Here is a 17,758-nt window from a genome sequence, read left to right as displayed (position 1 = left end):
GAGGGTGTGACTGTTAAGGGTAAGCCTTGGAAAATGATTACTCAAATTGGTTATGCTCATACTGGTGGTAAATTCCCTATCGAGTTCAAAATCAAAATGTCTGAGGGTCAACCTGTTTGGCCTGCTGGTAAATATCATTTATCTGTAAATTCTTTGGTCGTTGGGATGCATGGCGATATTGAAGTCGGTCGTGAAATGTTTCTAATTCCTGTGAGTGCTTAATTATGGATATACAGGATTTAATTGCTAAGTTGAGTTCTATGCTTGAGGTCTCCAAACAGGATGCTTTGAGTGTTTTGGGTGTTTTACAGCAGTCAGTTGGTGATAGTTGTGAATATATTTTGATGTCTACTGAACAGGTTACGCAGTTAGTTGATGGTCAATTTGATTGGTCATTGTTGGAATTTGACTCTGGTTTATATGAGTTTGTTATTAAGCAATCTCTTTTAACATTTATCGGTGGTCATGTGTTAGGTCGTGTACTTAAATATCTTGGAAAATAATAGGAAATATTATGTTTAACAAAACTCGTAACATCTTAAATAACAAACTTCTTGCAGCTTCTGTTTTGGTTACTGCGTCTGGTTCTGCTTTTGCAGAGGGTGCTAACGAAACTGCTATTACTGCGGCTGTCGATGCTGGTAAATCAATGGTTTCCTTGACCACTTCGGGGGTTATCGGCATTGCTGCGCTTGGTTTTGGTCTTGGCATGGTTGTTTCTTGGCTTCGTAAGTAATGGTAATAACCATTATCTTGGGGGCATTAATGTGTGGCTCCTTTCTATACGGGGTTTATACAGGGGTTATCTCTGGGTAATTAATAAGGGGCTTCGGCTCCTTTTTTTGTAGGTGTATTTTATGAGTATTAAACAAAGCATTGCTGCGTTCTTGTTACTTTTCATCGTTTCGTTTAGTGCTTCGTCTAAGCTTTATAAGGTTTCTAGTTTTATTAGTAATCGAAGTGATTGTGAATCCTCTTTTTTACCTTTAAAAAACGGTTCTATTTATTCCATGGATGATTTTAAGGGGTTAATTGGTAGTAGTTGCGGTGTTGTTATCACTAAAGTTTTATCGGGTGGCTCACCAGTTCGACGGCTTAATTTGACTTATAAATCTAATCGTCTTATCGGTTATTACAATGTTTTTGAGGTTGCTAAATGCTTGGATGGTGAGGTGCTTAATTCTGATACAAATGAATGTGAATCGGCATGTGGAAAATTAAAAGGTGAGCGCTCTGATAATATTTATTTTCCTGTGGGTACTCCTTATGTTACGTCTGTTTGCTTAAATTCGTGTCAGGCTAAAATTGAGAATCCTGCTTACTGGAGACCTTACGATTCTATTAATCCTCGACCTTCTGGTTTATATACTTACAGCGGTGATTTATGTTCTGTTGGTGATAATTCTGGGGGTTTAACATGCACTACCGTGTCTAGTTGTGCTCCTGCTAATGGCGGTGATTCAGGTGGTGACTTTGGCTCTGGTGGTGACTCTGGCTCTGGCGGTGACTCTGGCTCTGGCGGTGACTCTGGCTCTGGCGGTGACTCTGGCTCTGGTGGTGACTCTGGCTCTGGCGGTGACTCTGGCTCTGGCGGTGACTCTGGTTCTGGTGGTGACTCTGGCTCTGGCGGTGGTTCTGGCTCTGGTGGTGATTCTGGCTCTGGTGGTGACTCTGGCTCTGGCGGTGATTCCGGCTCTGGCGGTGGTTCTGGCTCTGGCGGTGGTTCTGGCTCTGGCGGTGGTTCTGGTTCTGGCGGTGGCTCTGGTGGTGGTGACGGGCGTTCTTTTGTCACTCCGGGTAAGGGTGTTGGTTTTTCTGAGGGAACAGTTTTAGGTGAGTCTATTGATGGCTTGAAAACTGAAATTGTGGATTTAGAAACTGAGTTTAAAGAGCTTGCTTCAAAGTCTCCAATCAATAACGGTAAGATGAGTTTTCAACAGGGTTCTTATTCCGGTCGAGCTTTTACGCTTCATCATGCTTCGGGGGATATTAATGTTAGTTTTAATTTATTTGATTCTCTCGGTGATAATGTCGTTTCAATTCGTACAGTTATATTATTCATTGCTGCCTTGAGTGCTGCATTTATTATTATGTCGTCTGGTCGTAAGTCGTAGGGGGATTTATGGAGTTTATTTATAGTGCTTTTCAATATGTCGCTAATGTTTTTGGTTCTATTTCTGATTTCATTTCTACCATTCCAGATTTGATTGTTGAGATTTTTTCTTACGCTTGGTTTTGGGCAATTAAGTTTTATATTACTTTTAAAATCCAAATGATAGAGCTTGCTTATTCTGTTGCGGTTATGGTTTTAAAAGACTATGAGGTTTATACGGTTTTAAATGCTGCTTTTAATAGTTTGCCGTCTGACTTGCGTTTTGCTGCTTATCGTTTTGGTATTGTTGACGCTGTAAGGATTATTATTGATGCGTTTACAACTGCTTTTGTACTTAGAATAATGGGGTGGTGATATGGCTGTTTCGTTTCGTCATGGCTCGAATGGTGCTTATAAGACTGCGTATTTAACTTGGTTTGAAATATTACCCGCTCTTCGTGAAGGTCGTATTGTTGTTACTAATATTGAAGGTATTAAACCCAAAGAATCTATTGAGAAATTGATTGGTGAGAAGTTTCCAGATAGTGCTCGTTTGATTCGTATATTTACACGTTCAAAGGAGGGAATTGAGCTTTGGCAAAATTGGTTTAGTTGGATGCCTATTGGGGCTTTTGTTGCTATTGACGAATGTCAGGATTTATATTGTCCTGAAGTTGGTTTTAAGCGTGAAAAGTTTTTAGCTCGTCCGCTATCAGATTTTATTGATTTATTGCCCTCTGATTTTTCAGAGTTATTTTATTCTCGTTGGTTGCCTGTTGACCCTGATTCATTTGAAGATGGTGATACAGATGATTGTGAGCGCACTCAATTAGATGAAAATAACAGGTTGTTATATCCAGATAATTTTTACGGTGCTTTTATGCGTCATCGAAAATATCAATGGGATATTGTTTTATTAACTCCAGATTATACCTCTATTCCCACTTGGCTTCGTGGTTGTGCGGGTGAGGCTTATTCACACCGTTCTACTGATACGTTTTTTCGCAAACGTAGACCGCGCATTTTCAATCATCCTCCTAAATCTACTAAAACAGCTCCTAGCTCTAAGACTGATTTTGCTAGTTGTAGCTCTAAAAAGATTCCTGTTGATGTTTTTGCGCTTTATAAGTCCACAGGGACGGGCGGATTTAATGAAACTAAATCCGATATTTCTATCCTCAAATCGCCAAAATTTATTTTGGTGGTTCTTGTTGGCATTCTTGCTATTGGTAAGTTTTTTTGGGATTTAACATATGTATTATCTGATTCTGATGTGGGTGAAGTTCAAAACGTTGTTGAGACTTCATCCAGTTCTAAGCAAAGTAATGTTTCTGGTTCGTCTAGTTCTTCAGTACCTCAAGGCAATATTCAAGAAAATCGCTCGAGTTCTGATGGGTTGGGTTCTCGCGTTAATACTTCTGAAACTGGTTTCGAAAGTGATCTTGTTGTTGATGATGTGAATCCGTTCTATGAGTCGTTTTCAATTTTCAATGGTTCTGATGCTGTTTATCTAACGTCTGTCGATATTCGTTATCGTAAGCACTTAGGTTTAAATCCGTTATCGAGCTTTGTTTTTCGTATCGATAAAGGTAGGGACACATTTTATCTTCGTTCTGATGTCTTGATGCGTTACGGCTATCGCTTCGAGTTGATAGATGATTGTTTGATTCAGGTGTCTTCGGTGAATGTAGCCAGGTTCTTAACGTGTCCACCAAACCAGAGTGATTTTGTACCTGATTTTAATGCTAAGGATTCGCAGCTGACCGATGTAAGGGAAGATGTGAATATTTTTGATTTACCTAACGGTTAATATCTTAGTGCGTATTATGAAAGGAGTGTTAAATGTCTTTTTGGTTTCTGCTTCTTGATGTTGATGATTGGCTTTGGTTTCACTGGCTTCAATATTGTATATTTTCCTTTTTTGGCTTGTTTGCTATTTATCATCAGTTTAAGTCAAAGTCTTAGTGCGTATTATGAAAGGATTGTTAAATGATTAGATTAAAAGAGCTTCGATGTGCTAAAGGTTTGACCCAGTCAGGGCTTGCGGATTTGTGTGGGCTTCGGCTTGGAGAGATTTCAAAGATAGAAAGGGGGCAAACGAACCCTAAACTTTCAACGCTTTATTCTATTATGAATGGTTTGAATTGTTCGTCAGATGCGCTTTTTGGTCAATCTGTGTTGACTTCTGATATTCAGCTTTTGAAGTCTAGAATTGATTCTTTATCCGATGAAGATAAGCGCATTTTATTGTTTTTAATATATAAAGTTACTTTAGGATGAAAAACAGCTTAGTGCGTATTATGTATCTTATGGTTTGCTATCAAAACGTGAACCGGTGCCAGGACTCGAGACAAAACTTTGCTATCATAATTAAACCAGGCAATTTCTGCAGAAAGGAAAAATGATGGCAATAACAATTCGAGATACAACAGAGCATGAGAAAATGCTTTCAGACCTAAAAGACCAAACCAATACTTCAACAATGAGTAAGGCTTTAATCAAGGGCGGTTAGAATGAGCAACTTAGAGATGAGCTTTATCGTAATGGTAAGGCTGTTTCTGGTTATTTGGATGCCTTAGACGGTCTAAAACGAATTAACGCTTAGTGCGTATTATGTATAATGTGGTAAATGCCCGCTAGTGGTCGCGGGCATCATGTAAGGCATTGATTAGGCGAGGGTTTGTATACTTATCGTCTATCAAACCATAGACGACATTTTGATCGTCTTCTTGTAACAAGTCCGCTATTTTAAACGCTGTATCCCACTCCATAGAACTATTGCCTTTGCGCCATCGGTGCAAACTGCTATGGGGAACCTCTAATTTTTTGGCGAGTTGATACTCTGAGGTCAATTCGAACCTAGCTTTCACTCTGTCTAAAAGTGCATTTGTGTAATTCATCATAGCGGCATTCCCTAAGCATCAATTGTTAAATCATAGTGGATCATAATGTTCTTTTCACTATGTCTGGTCGGTGGACATATCCATTTATAGGAATTATTGTCTTTTCCGTAGACATTAACAGCTTGCGGAGGCTGACATTATGCAAAACCCATCATTTGACCCAATTCATTTACCTTGCCCAGATATGGCAGGGTGCGTAAATCCAAGCCCTGAAAAAACGCAAAAGTCCTTATCCATGGTGGCAAAGTTGCGCGCCAGATTCGCTAAGGACTTCCAAAAAAGCAAAGCGCCTTTTGATGCGTCTAATTGGAGGGGGCTAGCATGAAAGTTCACAACGTCAAAATTAAACCCGAGTACCTCAATTCGATTATTGATGGGGATAAGACCTTTGAAATTAGAAAGGATGACCGAGGTTACCGCGTAGGCGATAAGGTCAGAATGTCTGACGGTGAGCGTTATCTCGTGGTGCATATTAAGTACATTACAAGCTATGAGCAAAAAGATGGTTATATCGTATTTTCGTTCGTATGGGTTTGTGGTGGTCAAGAAGGTGACGCATCATGATATTAGCCAAGCATGAAACTCAAAAATTCCACTTTAAGGCGTTATCAAAGGCTTGCCGTGTTGGCTCTATCGTTGGCATTTCACATCACTATGGCGCTTTAAGGTTTTTAATGGGACACGCAAGGGTGGTTCAATGTGCTTCGTTGATTGAAAGCAACAAACACAAAAAAAGCGAATCGGAATTTATTCAAAAAATGCCAGATTCCTATAGTGCGTTTATTTTGTTGTCCGTGGTAAGTCAAAAAAATAGGATGCGTTTATTTAAGGCAATCAAGCGCAATAATCAAATTCAAAGTCGTAAAAATTCGCCATTAAGAAATCAATTAAGAAAAGCCAACAATAAAGAACTCCGTAAGCAAAACGATGATGCCCCGAAAGGGGCGGATTCTATTGGGGGTGAACTATGATGTTTGCTGATCTTAATGCTCAATATTACGAGATGAGTAGCGCGGTAGGGAACATGATTTTTGTTATTGCTGAAGATGATGAAAGTTCACTATTAGCCATATCTTGTGTGGAAGCGACCCAAATCACTAAGGAAAGAGTTGCTGAAGCGATAAGTTATGGAACGCCTATCCAGTTCTGGGGTGGTGTCCTTTACTCTGTTGGCGGTGAGGTGGTGACCCATGGCAACGGTTGAATTAATTCATAATAAAACAATGCAGCAAATGGGCGAACCTGTCCCATTTAAAGCGCACCGCAATTTCTATGTGGCAATTGCTCAATGTGAAGCCTACGCAAATCACCCAGTAACCTATATCAATCCTTATATTGGTGTCATTCCAGTGGATAAAAACCGCCGCTTAGTGGTGACAGCATGAATCACAACGTATTAGCTGCTTTTGTTATTGGTTTCTTTTGCTTTTTCATGGGGCGTAATTGGTCTGGTTATAAGTTTGATTGGTCAGATTCAGGAACCGCAATAATGGCAGTTTGGGCGGTGGTCGGTTGCACTTACTGGTTGTTCAGTGCGTGGGGTACGGGGACGTTTCAATGAGTAAAAACGCACGCTATGAGCAGCGTCTCAAAGAGAAAGGCTTACAGAAAAAAACGCTTTGGATTCCATCAGAGCGCGTAACTGAATTCGAAATGCTTGCAAAGGCATGTTGTGAACACCGTCATTTATCATTCAACACCCTTCGTGACACGGTAACGGGTAAGTATATCTCTTTGGAGCGTTTATGAGTCAGTATCCAATATCAGCAATGTTGTTGCACAAGGCGCGCAAAGACAGCGGATTGAAACAACTTGAATTCATGAAAAAGCACAAGTTAGACGTATCTCAAGGAACGTATTCACGTTGGGAAAGCGGGAAAACTCAAGTTCCTGCGAGTGTCCTATTTGATCTTAAACTTGTTAGGGCGGCGGTTGAGTTATGAGTAAATTTGAAGTTTTAAAAATCGTCGGCATGTTGTTTTTTGCTGCGCTTGATATCGCCATTGGCATTGCATTAATAAATATTGCATATGAGTGGTGGGTAACCGCATGAATCACTTATACGAACCACAACCAGAGCGGGAAATTGCAAACGTTCTGAGCATTGAAGACGTGAAACACGTCACCGCCTTAGCGCAAGATGTGGGACAAACTGATAAAAATATAGCCGCTCTCGAAAGCGGTTTTTTTAGTGCTCCAAATAATGATTGGCTAGAAAGTGAAAATCAAAAGCTGAAAATTGCCGAGCAATTGCACTTTTTGAAAACGGTAAAAACGGCGGAAGCGGGCGAACTGTTTAAAGATGGAAAATTATCATTAACGCCGCCTGACTATTTCACCAATACTAAGCGCGGAGCGCACGGCGGAGCCGTGGAAAGACTAGGCTCGTCAAAGGGCGCAAAAGTCGGACAGAAAAAACACGCTCGAATAAAGCGCTTAATCGACCAAAATCGCAAGCCTACGCCCCGTGACAAGTCGGTAAGCTTTCAGGGCGTGAACTATGACAACTTTGATGACTGCGCCACTCCTGCGCCTACAGGTTGGATTGAATCGAAGAAAGGCACAAAGAACAAAGTTACGTATGTGCCAAAAAATAGAACTCAAGCCTTTTTGATGCAGCGCAAGTGGTCAAATCAACTCAAAATGCAGATGATTTACCAGCCAACACCAAGCGACGCACCGCCAGCAAATCAGGGCGACCGATACACCGAAAAATTAACCTCTCGCGCCGTTCGTAAAATCTTCGAATCAGGCGCATATGTCGCGTCTTGTCATGGCGGGTTTACTACCTTTTTGACATTGACGTTTTCAGATGAGCAACGAAAGCATATTTTTGGCGGTGAAGCGCTCACGGAAGACGGACTAGCCTATTGCCCAATCCCGACCACCATCGGCGCGGAAGTGTCACGACTGCTTAACTCTATGAAGAAAGTCTACGAGCGCGGCTTTTCATTTCAGCCCGATGATCTGAAAAACCACAAGCAAAGCAATTTAGAGCTCAATAGCGAAAAAATTAAAGTGCCTGGGCGAATAGGTCGCCCGCTTAAATCGGTGTATCACACCGTTGATGAGCATAAAGTAAAGACCAAACACGTTAAAGAACTGCATGGACCAACGGGCGCACCGTTTGATTTCCATTATATTTGGGTCGCTGAATGCCCAATGAATGACGATGGCGAACCTAATCCTCATGTGCATGTGCTTTTAAATTGGCAAGTGCCTCATGATCATTTTTTAGGGTGGGCGAACCAAATTGAAAAGCTATGGGGTCACGGCATGGCTAACTTACAAAAAATCAAATACGGAGATGCGGCGGCGGGCTACTTAATCAAAGCGGTGGGATATGCGGCGAAGGGTGGCAATGCAGACCAAGGGCTAATAAAAGGTAATCGTTACAATATCGCCCGCTGTTCTCGTGCTCCCGATTGGGAAGTGTTAGCCAGTTTTGAAGCCAGTAACATGGCAAGCATTATCAAAGAGTGTGGCTACCGTTTAGAACGTTGGCGAAAGCCGATTGAAAAAGAAATCAAGCGCAAGCGAGAAAAGCGCGACGAAGCTATTAAAGTGATGGCAATTAAAAACAATCAAGGCAAGCGAAGCGCCCGTTTTAAGCTCCAGAATTTGATCGAGAAATTGGAAAACGAAATCAAAGAGCAGCGCGACGTATTAAAAAATCGCGGGGTCTATGCTCGAAGCGACAATGTATTTTCTATCTGTTTTGATGGTGAAGAGTCAAAACAGAAAATGGATGAGTTTTTGATTTGGGCAGCAGGGGCGCGGGATTGGTCAATGCAAACTAATGATGTGGATTTATCCGAGGTTCAGCAGTACGCACAGCAATATTATGAAGAGGAATACCAATACTTTTTAAGTAAGCGCAATAACTGGCAGTCTCAATTTAATCAAGCGATGCCGCCGTTACCGTCAAATGAAGAAATCGAACAATCTAAAACCGCACAATGGGCGCAAGTTGAGGAATATTTCGCGCACAAATTACATTAAGGAAATCGAATGAAAGCCGAGCTAATAACGTCAGAAATCGAAAAAGAGACACAAAAAGTGTCCGCTAATCCCTTTGCAAAAGGGTTCACCGCACCGCTGCGATTGTTGGTGCAATGGATAAAATTAACCAATGCCCGCCTAGATGAATTAGAGCGCAATATTTCACAACATTAACCAACACACCAACGTCGAGAGACAGGGGAACATTATGGAAGTTAAAACGCCCGTCGGCTTTTTGCCGTGTCGAAAATGCCAAGCCATTAAAGAAGTATTCCAAGGCAAGGGCAGAAATGCAGAAACGCTTTACGCGAAATGCGATTGCGGCACCGATACGCGAAAAGGCAAAAACATTCAAAGTGAATTTGCCCAGCACATGGAAAAGGAAGCGGCGCAGATTGCGCTTGATATGCTTATTACCCCAGAGCCTCCAGAGGTGGATACCACTAAGGAAGAAATACTGAGCGCTGAGGAAACTACGCAAGAACACGAAGACACACCGCCAGAATCAAAACCAACGTCGTTGATTGGTTGGGGCGTGTTGGGTGCGCTTGCGCTCACGGCGTTCGGCTTGAAAAAACTATCGGCGGGGGCAGCGTAATGGACGAAGAAATCACACTACCCGAAATCGACAAACCGCAACCGCTAACAGGGGAAGAAAACGCTTTTCTCAATGAGTTAGACGAAGAATTCGTACCGCCAGAAATGGGCAAAGAAAGCGCAAGCATGACCGCAACCGATAGCGCTCAAATAACCGCTTTATTTGGCTTGAATATGACCGAGGGATTATTAAAACAATTTGCTCACCAAGGCTTCGCGTTCGATGAAACCCAAAAGGAGAACACCGCCGCCGCACTTGCGCCCGCGTTGGCAAAATATAACGGTCAATTACCGCCGTGGCTTGAGCCGTACAAAGAGGAAGTGTTTGCGCTGCTTGCGCTTGGGACACTGGGCTTTACGTCCTACGCACAAATCAAAGCGCTAAAAGCGCTTGATACGCCGCAATCGACCCCAGAAACAGCGGAAGAGGACACCGCAAATGAGACCAATTAACCCGTCCAATCAGTTATCTAATGGTCACGCTTGGGTGTGCGGTATGTCGGGCAGTGGAAAAACCCAATTAGCGCGGCGTAAACTCATTAAAGACACTGACCAAGTGGCAATTTTTGATCCGCTTGGGGATTATCAAGGGCAATTGGCGGGGCGAGTGGTGCGGTCATACACCACACTAAAAAGCTTTGGGGCTGCGCTTTTGCATGGTCGAAAAACCAAGCAGGGGTTTAAAATCGCGTACGCTCCAACCCATGAAACCACCGATAAGGACTTTGATAAGTTTTGCCGTGTGGTCTGGGCGGCGGGCAATGGCTTGCACACCAAGCCATTGAAAACCATTTGTGAAGAGGTCGCCGAGCACACCAACACAAGCGGTAAGGAAACGGGCTACTATGGCAAGCTTTTGCGGTTGGGGCGCAAATACGGCATTCATACGATTAGCCTTTTCCAACGTGGGCAGGAGGTCTCTAAGACCATTATTGATAACTGTGATTTAGCCTATGTGATGATGCAAAAGACCCCAAAAAGTGCGCGCTATCTTGAAGAGTTAACAGGGATTGAAGCGCAAGCCATTAGCGGTCTAACCGTGGTTGATAGGGTGTCCTGTGATTACATCGAGCAGAGGAAAAAGGGGTGGAAAAAAGGAATAATGCGCTTTTAGTGTGACAAAGAGCGCAAAAAAACCGCTGAGTCGCTTGAACCGTTGCGCTTTTCGGTGGTGTTCTAATGGCTCTTTAAACAGCAACAAACCAACGTCGTGAGACAGGGGAACATATGAACAAAACAACAATGAAAACAGCCATGATTGCATTAGCAATGGCGGCTGTGGTGGTGTGGGCATCTAACAATGTAGATGCCGTTGAAGACATCATCGGTTAAGGGAGTAATTAAATGATCACTCCAATGAAACTCAATTCGTTTACAGGTATTGGCTACGGTCAAAAATCAACGGTCGTGCTATCGGTTGGTCCTACTTACGAAGAAATCATTCTTGATACGAACCTTGACGCCTCAAAGCTCAAGCGCGTTGCTATCTCACTGCAAGGCGAGGAAATCTACGTGTTAACGGGTGAACAGCTTCTTATGCTTGAAGCTTACAAAGGCTTACCAGCGAAAGCGGGTATGTTCACTATCCCGTTCTCTGACATTACAGGCAAAACCAAAAACGGCATTCGTTCAACGGGTCTTGTAACTGAGCGCGGCGATAACATCACGCTTGAAGTTGAAATCGCAAGTGTAGCAGACGAAGCAGCAGCACCCGCGATTGCACTTAAAGCGTGGGCAAACGTATCGGAAGCGCAGCCTGTGCGCATTGCTGTACCTAAAATCAAATCACAATCCATGCAAGCCACAGCAGCAGGTGATAACGAGTTTTTAAACTTAATATCAGGCCCAACAGTGGTGGTTCGTCGTATGCACTTTTTAAGCGATAAAGTCACGGATTTAGCCATTCACCGTGATTACAAAAAAGTGTACGAAGCAAGCCGAAACTTTACCGCGCATATGGGTAAACGTAACGGCAAAACGGCGCAAGTGGGCATCTATCACTTTGATCCAGTAATGCGCGGTTTCTATCTGCAAGACCTATTCGCTACCGCTCACGCCGCTGAACTTAAATTCACGGTCACAACCAGTGATGTGGTGGGTTCACTTCCGATTCTTGTCGAGTCAGTCGAATTTGTTCGCCCTGATTTAATGGGCTAACTAAGGGGGCTTTATGTCTTTTTTTGACGACTTAACCAAATTTGGAAGCGGTTTGCTTGATGATGTGGGTGAATCGGTTCCCGATGCGCTAGGCACGTTAATTAACCCGTCAAAAGATGTACAAGCCAACCCTGCTACACGTCCACAGCAAAACCTTGTTGCCGATAATCACGGCAACACGGTTACGCAGCCACAAGGCAGCGTACCACAGCAACAGCAAAGTGGTTTTGCAGGATTCACACAAAAAGAGTTGATGATTGGTGGCGGCGTAGCAGCGTTGTTACTGATTGTTTTACTCAAGCGATAAGGGGGATTTATGCCACTTATTCCTATTTTGTGGTTAGCGGGCGGGGCGGGTGTCGGTTTTTTTGTGGGGTCTGAAACCTCCAAAATTCTGCGCTATGCCCTTATTGGCGGCGGTTGTTACTTCGGTTACAAGGCTTATAAGGGGTTCAAGTAATGTTTGGACCAATTGGCGGCGGATTAACCAACGGGAACGGCTCGCCTATTTCACCCAGTGCCACGATGGGCGAAACGAAATCGGGTGCAAACAGCACCACTGATTTTCGCACAGGCGATATCAATATGGGAGGCGGTGTGAGTAATACCACTCTCATTATTGGCGCGGTTGTGGCACTGGGTGTGCTGTACATGTTGAAGAAATAATATGCACTACGAAATCATCACGCCTGAACTCATCACATTAGAACGTTGCATCACATGCTTGAATGTTGCATTTGCACGAATCAATGACGATGAAAGAGACAGCGCTTTTCAAAGTATGGTCGATGACCTAATGAAAGGCGCGGCGTGTTGGTATCACGTTACGGGTGACAATATTGATGTCCATGTCATCACGCGAGTGACCAATGACAATGAACTGTTTATTGATGCCATTGCGGGCAAAGGCATGATGATTGTCGGCGCGGATATTATTCAAAAATCAATGCGTATGGGCTATCTATCTATTGGCTATGAAACGGTGATTCCTGCGATGCGCCGCATGCTGGCGCGGTTGGGGTTTGAATGCGTGAAAGCGTACCCAACAGGAGACACAATCCATAAGCTGATATTGGCGAGGACGTATGTCGAGTAATAAATCAAAAAGCAGAAGCAGTAACACCACCACTAACGTTAGCGGTCAAAATGCGATTAGTGGTGATAATTTAGGGACGGCAATTTCAGGCGTGAACGGCTCTGAAATTAACGTCAACATGACCCAAACTGACCACGGTGCAATCGAAGCCGCAAGCAAAACCTCACAAAAAGCGATGGATTCCATTGTGGCGGGCTACAAAGGTGCGGGCAACATGGTTGCCGATGTCCACAAAGACGCGTTTCGCTTTGGTGAAAGTGCCATTGATGCAAATAAAGACGTGCACAGAGACGCTTTTAACTTTGGTGAAAGTGCGCTTGATGCGAATCAACATGCCATTGATGAATCGTTGAGCATGGTCAGCGGCGCGATTGGTGATGCGACCGATTTAGCGGGCGATGTCACGAAAACCGCCATGGAAGAAAACCGCAAAGCCAACGAAGCGGCACTGGCTGCAGCAACAAAGGCGCAAAATGAAGCGTTTAGTTTTGGGCGTGAATCATTAGGTGTGGCAGAAGGTGCGCTCGATAGTTCGTTTAACTTTGGGCGTGATGCGCTTGATAGTAACGAGAATATCAGCAAAGCCGCCATGGATATGGCAGCAGATGCTAATAGAAGAGTGACGGAATCATTATCCGATGCGCTAAGCAGCAATGAAAGCATCAGTAAGTCAGCCATGAGCGCGGCGGCAGATGCCAACAAAAGAGCGTTTGATTTTGGTTCTGAATCGCTATCTGACGCGCTAGACAGTAACGAAAGTATCAGCAATAAAGCCATTGAAAAAATGCGTGAAAATGCGCGTGATACGGTGGATTTGGCTAACGATATGGCGGGGCAAAGTGCTCAAACCACAAAAGAAGTGATTGGGCTATCTGAAACCTTTGCAGGGGTAACAGAGAAAACGATTTCGCAGTCTCAAACGGGCGCGAGTGATTCCATGATGAAGCTAGGCGTTGCAACTGCGATTGCTTTATCCGTTGCAATTGCGGTAAGGGGGTAACATGCCAAAAATTTACATTCAAGCGGGCGCGTCATTTCCTTTTGATGTTGCCAAGCAAGGCAAATACTTAATCATCCGTTCGTTAACCAAATCGGTGATGTTAGAAAGCGATTCATTTCGTGGGCTTTCGTTAGATTCTGGTGATGCGGTGGACGTGTCAGAGTTTGGCGCAATGCGTTTTGAAAACAATCACGCTGAGGCGGTCAGTATTGACTACCAAATCAGTGATCTAAAAGTTCAAACGCAAGCCATGCAAAATATTGTCGTTCAGCGAATCATTGACCCAATTCAGTTTGAAGCGTCCGTTCGTGTTGAGGACGGACTTAAAATTGAGCTGATTGCGTCAAGCCGATTAAGCAGTGCGCCAGACATGACATTGCAAGCGGGCGAAGTCAAGCGCGTCACCAGTAACGCATCTAACCGCAAACAAACCTTAATTCAAGTGTTGAGTGATTCACCAACCTTGTTAAGAGTGGGCGCGGCAAATGTGGCGGCGAACATTGGTGCGGTATTGCATGGTTCAATCAGTGCGCCCGCCTCAACGGTGATTGATTCAAGTGCGGATGTTTATCTATTCAATGCGTCCGATTCAAGCGCAAAAGTCAGTGTAACGGAGGTGTTATTTTGATCATCAATAACCCGCAAGACTTAACGCCACTGCTTAACGCCATGCGCGAAAGCTTGAAAGCGGATGTAAATGCCGTGGGTGCAAAGGTCGAATCAGGTACTAACGTATTATCTCAAAAAATCACCAATGGCAACTCTGAAATTATTCAGGATATTGGTGCATTAACAACGGTGAACGGGGAAATATCAACCGAAGTCGCCGCCATTAATGCACACACATCCAGTGTGATAAATACAGCAAAAGCAGGCATTAACCAGCATGTCACAAGCAAAAACCTAGACGTAAAAAATAGCCAGTTTAGCGGGTACTTTAAAACGCTATTAATTCAGAGTTTTTCGAACAATGTTTCAGGCAGTGAAGATTCAACATTTGAATTGGTCAATATAACGGGCGCAGGTCTTATCAACAATGTTACGAGCTATGCGCAACGGGTTAAATTGGTCAAATTATGGCTTGACGGTCATTACATCGAAGCCTCTTGGGGGGATTTGTCCAGAGATAACGGAATAATAGGGCAATTATCATTTAAGGAATCGTTAAGAATAGTTTGTGTCCGTGGGTCAACCGCAGGCGCAGGCACAAGCGCGCTTATATCTTTGGGGGAATGGTCATGATCACAAAATACACATTAGATGATGGGATCTGGGTGCAAAGACCGCCGCTTGAAGGGGAATACTTCAAAATTGAAATTAGTAATTCTAATGGAGAAATAACGCACACTGCCGAGGCTACATTTTATGAACAACTACCGAATGATAGTGATCTTGTTGCTAACGATGGGGGCGCTTTGGATGAGTAAATCAAAACACGTCAATCGCGGCATTCGTAACAATAACCCGCTTAACATTCGTATTGGGAACAACTGGCAAGGCGAAGCGAAATCAAAAGACGCTGCTTTCGAAACGTTCAGCCACTCTAAATACGGATTCAGAGCGGGCGCTAAGGTGCTGAGAAACTACCAAAAGCTATACGGGTTAAATACCGTTTCTGAGCTAATCGCTCGCTTTGCACCACCAAGCGAAAACAACACTCATAACTATGCGCTCTTTGTGGCCAAGCAGCTAGGCGTGTCGCCAGATGCCCCAATCAACCTAAGCGATGATGAAACCCTAACCACCATGGTTCACGCTATGTCAATCATGGAAGTGGGTCGCCATTACTCGCGTGACGATGCGGCGCAAGGGGTCGCCATGGCATGACAAAAGACGACTACAAAAAAATAGCAATAACCGTAGTGGGCGGCGTGTTAGCGGCTTACACCATAAAGTATTTAAGGAAGAGTAACTTACTATGAAAGAGCTTTTAAAAAAGATTGGTATTGATTTAGAGCAGCCATCCACCAAAAAAGGATTGGCGTTAGTGGTGGCGGGCGGCGCATTAGTGGCGGGGCATCCTGAGTTAATTACAGCGTCGGTCACTGGTGACGGTGTGCAATGGGGCGGATTGATTGGCACAGCCGCACCGCTATTGATGGGCATTTGGGAAACGGCGCGTAATGAATGGAAACACTAGCAGTCGCCGCCTTGACGGGGGCAGTCTCAAGCATTGCAACGGTGGTCGCATTAAGAACGGACATTACATGGATAAAGTTAGCACTTGAAAAGCTTGATAACCGTGTCACCGCACTTGAGCACAAACTAGCAGAATAGAAACACATCACAAAGGCGCACATTGTTGCGTCTTTTCTTTTGTGGGTAATGTATTGATTTATAGAATAGTTGTATAGTTGCAATGAATTTAAGTTAATAACAAAAAAGGACAGGTAATGAAAAGTAAACTCGTTGGCGCGTTGGTGATATCAGCAGCAGCATTAGTGGGATGCGGTGGCGGCGGTGGTTCGTCTAGTTCACCAACGCCGCAAACAGGCTTTGAATCAAACGGAATTTATGTGAATGACGCCGATTTGGTGGTGATGGTCGTTGATGATACTCGCACACAAAATAATGTCATTGTCGGGGACTTTGCGGCGAATGCGGTGTATTTCACGCATACGGCAGAATCATCACCAAATAAGATAGTGACAACAGGCGTAACGTACGCCGATACAAGCAATTATTTAACCGACAGTGCGCTTAAAATGACAGGCACATTTAACGGTGATACCGCAACGATAACGGGCACAGTGAACAACCAGAATATGGTGTACACACTGGACAAAGCCGCAAGTACAAAAGCCTTATCAGAGATTGCAGGAACGTACACCAACACAGACGACGGCAGCGTGTGGGCGATTGGCACCGATGGGGCGTTTTCATTGGCAAGTGCTGTGTGTCAAATATCAGGAACACTGGTCAGAAATGGTGATTATTTTGATCTTACAAACGCGCAAGCCGTATCGTGTGTCGATGATGATTTAAACGGCAGCTATAACGGGGTCATTGTGACCGCTTCACACAATGGTCAAAGTTACATGGGCGGATTGTTGGGCAGTGATAGCAAACTCTTATGGGGAAGTGTCCCACTCAATTAAACCGTAAACACATAAAGGGCGCGTCATGCGCCCTTTGTTTATTTCCTTTTGGTGGGGATCCATGGCGCGGCGGTCATGCGGCGATTACCTCGAAAGGGCAAATGATTGGTTTTAGCAGGGTAATATTTAGGGCTTTCAATGTGCCCGTGTTTTTCAACCAGTTGGCGGTGTTCGTCCCGCCAGTGTACAAAGCTCTCTAATTCCTTGGGGCTAAATTCACGCCCGCTAGGGGTCACCATAACCGCCCGCGATTCATCGACGCGAAAGCCGCACCAACGAACATCATTAGGCAAATAGCCAAGAGATTTGATTAACAGCAGCTTTTCAGCCATGGGATTGATGTTTTTTTCATGGTTAAGCCAACGCCGAACGGTCACGGGTTTGACGTGGAAATAGTCCGCACCTTGCTTGATAGAATCGAATTCACGCCAGAATAGCGTAGAAAATGCCTCAAAGGTCATGTGATAAGCCTCACGTTTACAAATCGTTATTAATGGTTTTTTTCGATTGCTTTACGTGTTTTAATCGAATATATCGATTAATCAGGAAGATAGGACAATATGTCGATAACTTCCAATAACACAGCCTTATTGATGATGGGGAAATGACGCGGTGATAACTTGATGTTAGTTCAATTAAGTGGTTGTTTTATTGGGAATAACTCAATTAAATGTGCATTTATCGCTAAATGTTAAATTCGGCTATCTCGGTGCGTATTATTGGCATAAATTTATGTTGAGTGGTTTGCTTTGCTTAACTGAATCAAAACGTGGGCGAGGGATATGCTCATTCTGGGAGTCAGCTTGCTGGCTC

At 43.9% G+C, this 17,758-nt stretch carries 34 protein-coding genes; 32 read left to right on the top strand and 2 right to left on the bottom strand.

From position 1 onward, the window contains the following. The 7 genes from F0249_RS19200 to F0249_RS19170 all read left to right on the top strand — a co-directional run. Positions 1 to 222: G5P family DNA-binding protein (locus F0249_RS19200; protein ID WP_216599668.1), on the top strand; the 222-nt coding region annotated here is incomplete at its 5' end. 2 nt (positions 223 to 224) lie between these two features. Next, positions 225 to 503: a transcriptional regulator gene (locus F0249_RS19195; RefSeq protein ID WP_253825352.1), complete on the top strand. Its 279-nt coding sequence runs from the start codon at positions 225 to 227 to the stop codon at positions 501 to 503. An 11-nt stretch (positions 504 to 514) separates the two neighbouring features. Beyond that, positions 515 to 736, top strand: a complete 222-nt coding sequence (locus F0249_RS19190) for a hypothetical protein (RefSeq protein WP_171757529.1) — start codon at positions 515 to 517, stop codon at positions 734 to 736. A gap of 121 nt (positions 737 to 857) precedes the next feature. Beyond that, complete coding sequence (locus tag F0249_RS20145; protein ID WP_216599667.1) at positions 858 to 2,114, top strand: hypothetical protein; 1,257 nt, start codon at positions 858 to 860, stop codon at positions 2,112 to 2,114. A gap of 8 nt (positions 2,115 to 2,122) precedes the next feature. Continuing rightward, complete coding sequence (locus F0249_RS19180) at positions 2,123 to 2,467, top strand: hypothetical protein (protein ID WP_171757528.1); 345 nt, start codon at positions 2,123 to 2,125, stop codon at positions 2,465 to 2,467. 1 nt (position 2,468) lies between these two features. Then, the gene (locus F0249_RS19175) at positions 2,469 to 3,902 is read left to right on the top strand and encodes a zonular occludens toxin domain-containing protein (RefSeq protein WP_171757527.1); all 1,434 of its coding nucleotides are present in this window, start codon (positions 2,469 to 2,471) and stop codon (positions 3,900 to 3,902) included. A gap of 179 nt (positions 3,903 to 4,081) precedes the next feature. Further along, positions 4,082 to 4,372 (top strand): helix-turn-helix domain-containing protein, encoded by a 291-nt coding sequence (locus F0249_RS19170; RefSeq protein ID WP_171757526.1) that lies wholly within the window; start codon positions 4,082 to 4,084, stop codon positions 4,370 to 4,372. A 356-nt stretch (positions 4,373 to 4,728) separates the two neighbouring features. Here the strand turns inward: F0249_RS19170 and F0249_RS19160 are convergent, their stop codons facing one another. Further along, positions 4,729 to 4,992: a helix-turn-helix transcriptional regulator gene (locus tag F0249_RS19160; protein ID WP_171757531.1), complete on the bottom strand. Its 264-nt coding sequence runs from the start codon at positions 4,990 to 4,992 to the stop codon at positions 4,729 to 4,731. Between the two features lie 324 nt (positions 4,993 to 5,316). On the opposite strand from F0249_RS19160, the gene F0249_RS19155 reads away from it, so the two are divergent. From F0249_RS19155 to F0249_RS19035, 25 genes are all read left to right on the top strand, one after another. Next, on the top strand, positions 5,317 to 5,559 hold the full coding sequence (locus tag F0249_RS19155; protein ID WP_171757525.1) for a DUF3850 domain-containing protein: 243 nt from the start codon (positions 5,317 to 5,319) through the stop codon (positions 5,557 to 5,559). Continuing rightward, positions 5,556 to 5,966: a hypothetical protein gene (locus tag F0249_RS19150; protein ID WP_171757524.1), complete on the top strand. Its 411-nt coding sequence runs from the start codon at positions 5,556 to 5,558 to the stop codon at positions 5,964 to 5,966. The genes F0249_RS19155 and F0249_RS19150 overlap by 4 nt, the downstream gene beginning before the upstream one ends. After that, positions 5,963 to 6,199, top strand: a complete 237-nt coding sequence (locus F0249_RS19145) for a hypothetical protein (protein ID WP_171757523.1) — start codon at positions 5,963 to 5,965, stop codon at positions 6,197 to 6,199. The genes F0249_RS19150 and F0249_RS19145 overlap by 4 nt, the downstream gene beginning before the upstream one ends. Then, complete coding sequence (locus F0249_RS19140; protein WP_171757522.1) at positions 6,186 to 6,380, top strand: hypothetical protein; 195 nt, start codon at positions 6,186 to 6,188, stop codon at positions 6,378 to 6,380. The genes F0249_RS19145 and F0249_RS19140 overlap by 14 nt, the downstream gene beginning before the upstream one ends. After that, entirely contained in the window at positions 6,377 to 6,556 is a 180-nt protein-coding gene (locus F0249_RS19135) for a hypothetical protein (RefSeq protein ID WP_171757521.1), read from the top strand. Before F0249_RS19140 ends, F0249_RS19135 begins: the two co-directional genes overlap by 4 nt. Further along, positions 6,553 to 6,744, top strand: a complete 192-nt coding sequence (locus tag F0249_RS19130; protein ID WP_171757520.1) for a hypothetical protein — start codon at positions 6,553 to 6,555, stop codon at positions 6,742 to 6,744. Before F0249_RS19135 ends, F0249_RS19130 begins: the two co-directional genes overlap by 4 nt. Beyond that, positions 6,741 to 6,938: a DNA-binding transcriptional regulator gene (locus F0249_RS19125; protein ID WP_171757519.1), complete on the top strand. Its 198-nt coding sequence runs from the start codon at positions 6,741 to 6,743 to the stop codon at positions 6,936 to 6,938. Before F0249_RS19130 ends, F0249_RS19125 begins: the two co-directional genes overlap by 4 nt. Positions 6,939 to 7,044: 106 nt before the next feature. Further along, positions 7,045 to 8,997, top strand: coding sequence for a hypothetical protein (locus F0249_RS19120; protein WP_171757518.1), 1,953 nt, complete (start codon positions 7,045 to 7,047; stop codon positions 8,995 to 8,997). Positions 8,998 to 9,006: 9 nt separating this feature from the next. Beyond that, positions 9,007 to 9,171 (top strand): hypothetical protein, encoded by a 165-nt coding sequence (locus F0249_RS19115; RefSeq protein WP_171757517.1) that lies wholly within the window; start codon positions 9,007 to 9,009, stop codon positions 9,169 to 9,171. A gap of 34 nt (positions 9,172 to 9,205) precedes the next feature. Further along, positions 9,206 to 9,595 (top strand): hypothetical protein, encoded by a 390-nt coding sequence (locus tag F0249_RS19110; RefSeq protein ID WP_171757516.1) that lies wholly within the window; start codon positions 9,206 to 9,208, stop codon positions 9,593 to 9,595. After that, entirely contained in the window at positions 9,595 to 10,047 is a 453-nt protein-coding gene (locus tag F0249_RS19105) for a hypothetical protein (RefSeq protein WP_171757515.1), read from the top strand. The genes F0249_RS19110 and F0249_RS19105 overlap by 1 nt, the downstream gene beginning before the upstream one ends. After that, positions 10,034 to 10,708, top strand: coding sequence for an ATP-binding protein (locus tag F0249_RS19100; RefSeq protein ID WP_171757514.1), 675 nt, complete (start codon positions 10,034 to 10,036; stop codon positions 10,706 to 10,708). Before F0249_RS19105 ends, F0249_RS19100 begins: the two co-directional genes overlap by 14 nt. A 230-nt stretch (positions 10,709 to 10,938) precedes the next feature. Next, complete coding sequence (locus tag F0249_RS19095) at positions 10,939 to 11,751, top strand: major capsid protein P2 (protein WP_171757513.1); 813 nt, start codon at positions 10,939 to 10,941, stop codon at positions 11,749 to 11,751. 13 nt (positions 11,752 to 11,764) lie between these two features. Further along, the gene (locus F0249_RS19090; protein ID WP_171757512.1) at positions 11,765 to 12,058 is read left to right on the top strand and encodes a hypothetical protein; all 294 of its coding nucleotides are present in this window, start codon (positions 11,765 to 11,767) and stop codon (positions 12,056 to 12,058) included. Between the two features lie 9 nt (positions 12,059 to 12,067). After that, the gene (locus F0249_RS19085; protein WP_171757511.1) at positions 12,068 to 12,211 is read left to right on the top strand and encodes a hypothetical protein; all 144 of its coding nucleotides are present in this window, start codon (positions 12,068 to 12,070) and stop codon (positions 12,209 to 12,211) included. Next, positions 12,211 to 12,417 (top strand): hypothetical protein, encoded by a 207-nt coding sequence (locus F0249_RS19080; RefSeq protein ID WP_171757510.1) that lies wholly within the window; start codon positions 12,211 to 12,213, stop codon positions 12,415 to 12,417. Before F0249_RS19085 ends, F0249_RS19080 begins: the two co-directional genes overlap by 1 nt. Before the next feature lies 1 nt (position 12,418). Continuing rightward, a complete protein-coding gene (locus F0249_RS19075) occupies positions 12,419 to 12,847 on the top strand; it encodes a hypothetical protein (RefSeq protein WP_171757509.1) in 429 nt (142 codons plus the stop codon). After that, positions 12,837 to 13,847: a hypothetical protein gene (locus tag F0249_RS19070; RefSeq protein ID WP_171757508.1), complete on the top strand. Its 1,011-nt coding sequence runs from the start codon at positions 12,837 to 12,839 to the stop codon at positions 13,845 to 13,847. The genes F0249_RS19075 and F0249_RS19070 overlap by 11 nt, the downstream gene beginning before the upstream one ends. 1 nt (position 13,848) lies before the next feature. Continuing rightward, entirely contained in the window at positions 13,849 to 14,475 is a 627-nt protein-coding gene (locus tag F0249_RS19065; protein ID WP_171757507.1) for a hypothetical protein, read from the top strand. Further along, entirely contained in the window at positions 14,472 to 15,089 is a 618-nt protein-coding gene (locus tag F0249_RS19060; RefSeq protein ID WP_171757506.1) for a hypothetical protein, read from the top strand. Before F0249_RS19065 ends, F0249_RS19060 begins: the two co-directional genes overlap by 4 nt. Continuing rightward, on the top strand, positions 15,086 to 15,274 hold the full coding sequence (locus F0249_RS19055; protein WP_171757501.1) for a hypothetical protein: 189 nt from the start codon (positions 15,086 to 15,088) through the stop codon (positions 15,272 to 15,274). The genes F0249_RS19060 and F0249_RS19055 overlap by 4 nt, the downstream gene beginning before the upstream one ends. After that, positions 15,267 to 15,674 (top strand): structural protein, encoded by a 408-nt coding sequence (locus F0249_RS19050; protein WP_253825350.1) that lies wholly within the window; start codon positions 15,267 to 15,269, stop codon positions 15,672 to 15,674. The genes F0249_RS19055 and F0249_RS19050 overlap by 8 nt, the downstream gene beginning before the upstream one ends. A gap of 91 nt (positions 15,675 to 15,765) precedes the next feature. Further along, positions 15,766 to 15,987 (top strand): hypothetical protein, encoded by a 222-nt coding sequence (locus tag F0249_RS19045; protein ID WP_171757505.1) that lies wholly within the window; start codon positions 15,766 to 15,768, stop codon positions 15,985 to 15,987. Continuing rightward, entirely contained in the window at positions 15,975 to 16,124 is a 150-nt protein-coding gene (locus F0249_RS19040) for a hypothetical protein (protein ID WP_171757504.1), read from the top strand. Before F0249_RS19045 ends, F0249_RS19040 begins: the two co-directional genes overlap by 13 nt. Before the next feature lie 116 nt (positions 16,125 to 16,240). Next, complete coding sequence (locus tag F0249_RS19035; protein ID WP_171757503.1) at positions 16,241 to 16,945, top strand: hypothetical protein; 705 nt, start codon at positions 16,241 to 16,243, stop codon at positions 16,943 to 16,945. Between the two features lie 38 nt (positions 16,946 to 16,983). On the opposite strand, the gene F0249_RS19030 is transcribed toward F0249_RS19035, so the two are convergent. After that, a complete protein-coding gene (locus tag F0249_RS19030) occupies positions 16,984 to 17,406 on the bottom strand; it encodes a phage protein (protein WP_171757502.1) in 423 nt (140 codons plus the stop codon). Positions 17,407 to 17,758 lie beyond the last annotated feature (352 nt).

The organism is Vibrio sp. 03-59-1 (assembly GCF_013114135.1).
Lineage (GTDB): Bacteria > Pseudomonadota > Gammaproteobacteria > Enterobacterales > Vibrionaceae > Vibrio > Vibrio cortegadensis.
The sequence above is the reverse complement of the archived record's forward strand: the minus strand, read 5'-3'. Positions and strand labels throughout refer to the sequence as shown.

What these genes read in the sequence shown, in the direction of transcription:
- F0249_RS19195 (WP_253825352.1), top strand. Translation starts at nt 225, where the DNA reads ATGGATATACAGGATTTAATTGCTAAGTTGAGTTCTATGCTTGAGGTC.
- F0249_RS19190 (WP_171757529.1), top strand. Translation starts at nt 515, where the DNA reads ATGTTTAACAAAACTCGTAACATCTTAAATAACAAACTTCTTGCAGCT.
- F0249_RS20145 (WP_216599667.1), top strand. Translation starts at nt 858, where the DNA reads ATGAGTATTAAACAAAGCATTGCTGCGTTCTTGTTACTTTTCATCGTT.
- F0249_RS19180 (WP_171757528.1), top strand. Translation starts at nt 2,123, where the DNA reads ATGGAGTTTATTTATAGTGCTTTTCAATATGTCGCTAATGTTTTTGGT.
- F0249_RS19175 (WP_171757527.1), top strand. Translation starts at nt 2,469, where the DNA reads ATGGCTGTTTCGTTTCGTCATGGCTCGAATGGTGCTTATAAGACTGCG.
- F0249_RS19170 (WP_171757526.1), top strand. Translation starts at nt 4,082, where the DNA reads ATGATTAGATTAAAAGAGCTTCGATGTGCTAAAGGTTTGACCCAGTCA.
- F0249_RS19160 (WP_171757531.1), bottom strand. Translation starts at nt 4,992, where the DNA reads ATGAATTACACAAATGCACTTTTAGACAGAGTGAAAGCTAGGTTCGAA.
- F0249_RS19155 (WP_171757525.1), top strand. Translation starts at nt 5,317, where the DNA reads ATGAAAGTTCACAACGTCAAAATTAAACCCGAGTACCTCAATTCGATT.
- F0249_RS19150 (WP_171757524.1), top strand. Translation starts at nt 5,556, where the DNA reads ATGATATTAGCCAAGCATGAAACTCAAAAATTCCACTTTAAGGCGTTA.
- F0249_RS19145 (WP_171757523.1), top strand. Translation starts at nt 5,963, where the DNA reads ATGATGTTTGCTGATCTTAATGCTCAATATTACGAGATGAGTAGCGCG.
- F0249_RS19140 (WP_171757522.1), top strand. Translation starts at nt 6,186, where the DNA reads ATGGCAACGGTTGAATTAATTCATAATAAAACAATGCAGCAAATGGGC.
- F0249_RS19135 (WP_171757521.1), top strand. Translation starts at nt 6,377, where the DNA reads ATGAATCACAACGTATTAGCTGCTTTTGTTATTGGTTTCTTTTGCTTT.
- F0249_RS19130 (WP_171757520.1), top strand. Translation starts at nt 6,553, where the DNA reads ATGAGTAAAAACGCACGCTATGAGCAGCGTCTCAAAGAGAAAGGCTTA.
- F0249_RS19125 (WP_171757519.1), top strand. Translation starts at nt 6,741, where the DNA reads ATGAGTCAGTATCCAATATCAGCAATGTTGTTGCACAAGGCGCGCAAA.
- F0249_RS19120 (WP_171757518.1), top strand. Translation starts at nt 7,045, where the DNA reads ATGAATCACTTATACGAACCACAACCAGAGCGGGAAATTGCAAACGTT.
- F0249_RS19115 (WP_171757517.1), top strand. Translation starts at nt 9,007, where the DNA reads ATGAAAGCCGAGCTAATAACGTCAGAAATCGAAAAAGAGACACAAAAA.
- F0249_RS19110 (WP_171757516.1), top strand. Translation starts at nt 9,206, where the DNA reads ATGGAAGTTAAAACGCCCGTCGGCTTTTTGCCGTGTCGAAAATGCCAA.
- F0249_RS19105 (WP_171757515.1), top strand. Translation starts at nt 9,595, where the DNA reads ATGGACGAAGAAATCACACTACCCGAAATCGACAAACCGCAACCGCTA.
- F0249_RS19100 (WP_171757514.1), top strand. Translation starts at nt 10,034, where the DNA reads ATGAGACCAATTAACCCGTCCAATCAGTTATCTAATGGTCACGCTTGG.
- F0249_RS19095 (WP_171757513.1), top strand. Translation starts at nt 10,939, where the DNA reads ATGATCACTCCAATGAAACTCAATTCGTTTACAGGTATTGGCTACGGT.
- F0249_RS19090 (WP_171757512.1), top strand. Translation starts at nt 11,765, where the DNA reads ATGTCTTTTTTTGACGACTTAACCAAATTTGGAAGCGGTTTGCTTGAT.
- F0249_RS19085 (WP_171757511.1), top strand. Translation starts at nt 12,068, where the DNA reads ATGCCACTTATTCCTATTTTGTGGTTAGCGGGCGGGGCGGGTGTCGGT.
- F0249_RS19080 (WP_171757510.1), top strand. Translation starts at nt 12,211, where the DNA reads ATGTTTGGACCAATTGGCGGCGGATTAACCAACGGGAACGGCTCGCCT.
- F0249_RS19075 (WP_171757509.1), top strand. Translation starts at nt 12,419, where the DNA reads ATGCACTACGAAATCATCACGCCTGAACTCATCACATTAGAACGTTGC.
- F0249_RS19070 (WP_171757508.1), top strand. Translation starts at nt 12,837, where the DNA reads ATGTCGAGTAATAAATCAAAAAGCAGAAGCAGTAACACCACCACTAAC.
- F0249_RS19065 (WP_171757507.1), top strand. Translation starts at nt 13,849, where the DNA reads ATGCCAAAAATTTACATTCAAGCGGGCGCGTCATTTCCTTTTGATGTT.
- F0249_RS19055 (WP_171757501.1), top strand. Translation starts at nt 15,086, where the DNA reads ATGATCACAAAATACACATTAGATGATGGGATCTGGGTGCAAAGACCG.
- F0249_RS19050 (WP_253825350.1), top strand. Translation starts at nt 15,267, where the DNA reads ATGAGTAAATCAAAACACGTCAATCGCGGCATTCGTAACAATAACCCG.
- F0249_RS19045 (WP_171757505.1), top strand. Translation starts at nt 15,766, where the DNA reads ATGAAAGAGCTTTTAAAAAAGATTGGTATTGATTTAGAGCAGCCATCC.
- F0249_RS19040 (WP_171757504.1), top strand. Translation starts at nt 15,975, where the DNA reads ATGGAAACACTAGCAGTCGCCGCCTTGACGGGGGCAGTCTCAAGCATT.
- F0249_RS19035 (WP_171757503.1), top strand. Translation starts at nt 16,241, where the DNA reads ATGAAAAGTAAACTCGTTGGCGCGTTGGTGATATCAGCAGCAGCATTA.
- F0249_RS19030 (WP_171757502.1), bottom strand. Translation starts at nt 17,406, where the DNA reads ATGACCTTTGAGGCATTTTCTACGCTATTCTGGCGTGAATTCGATTCT.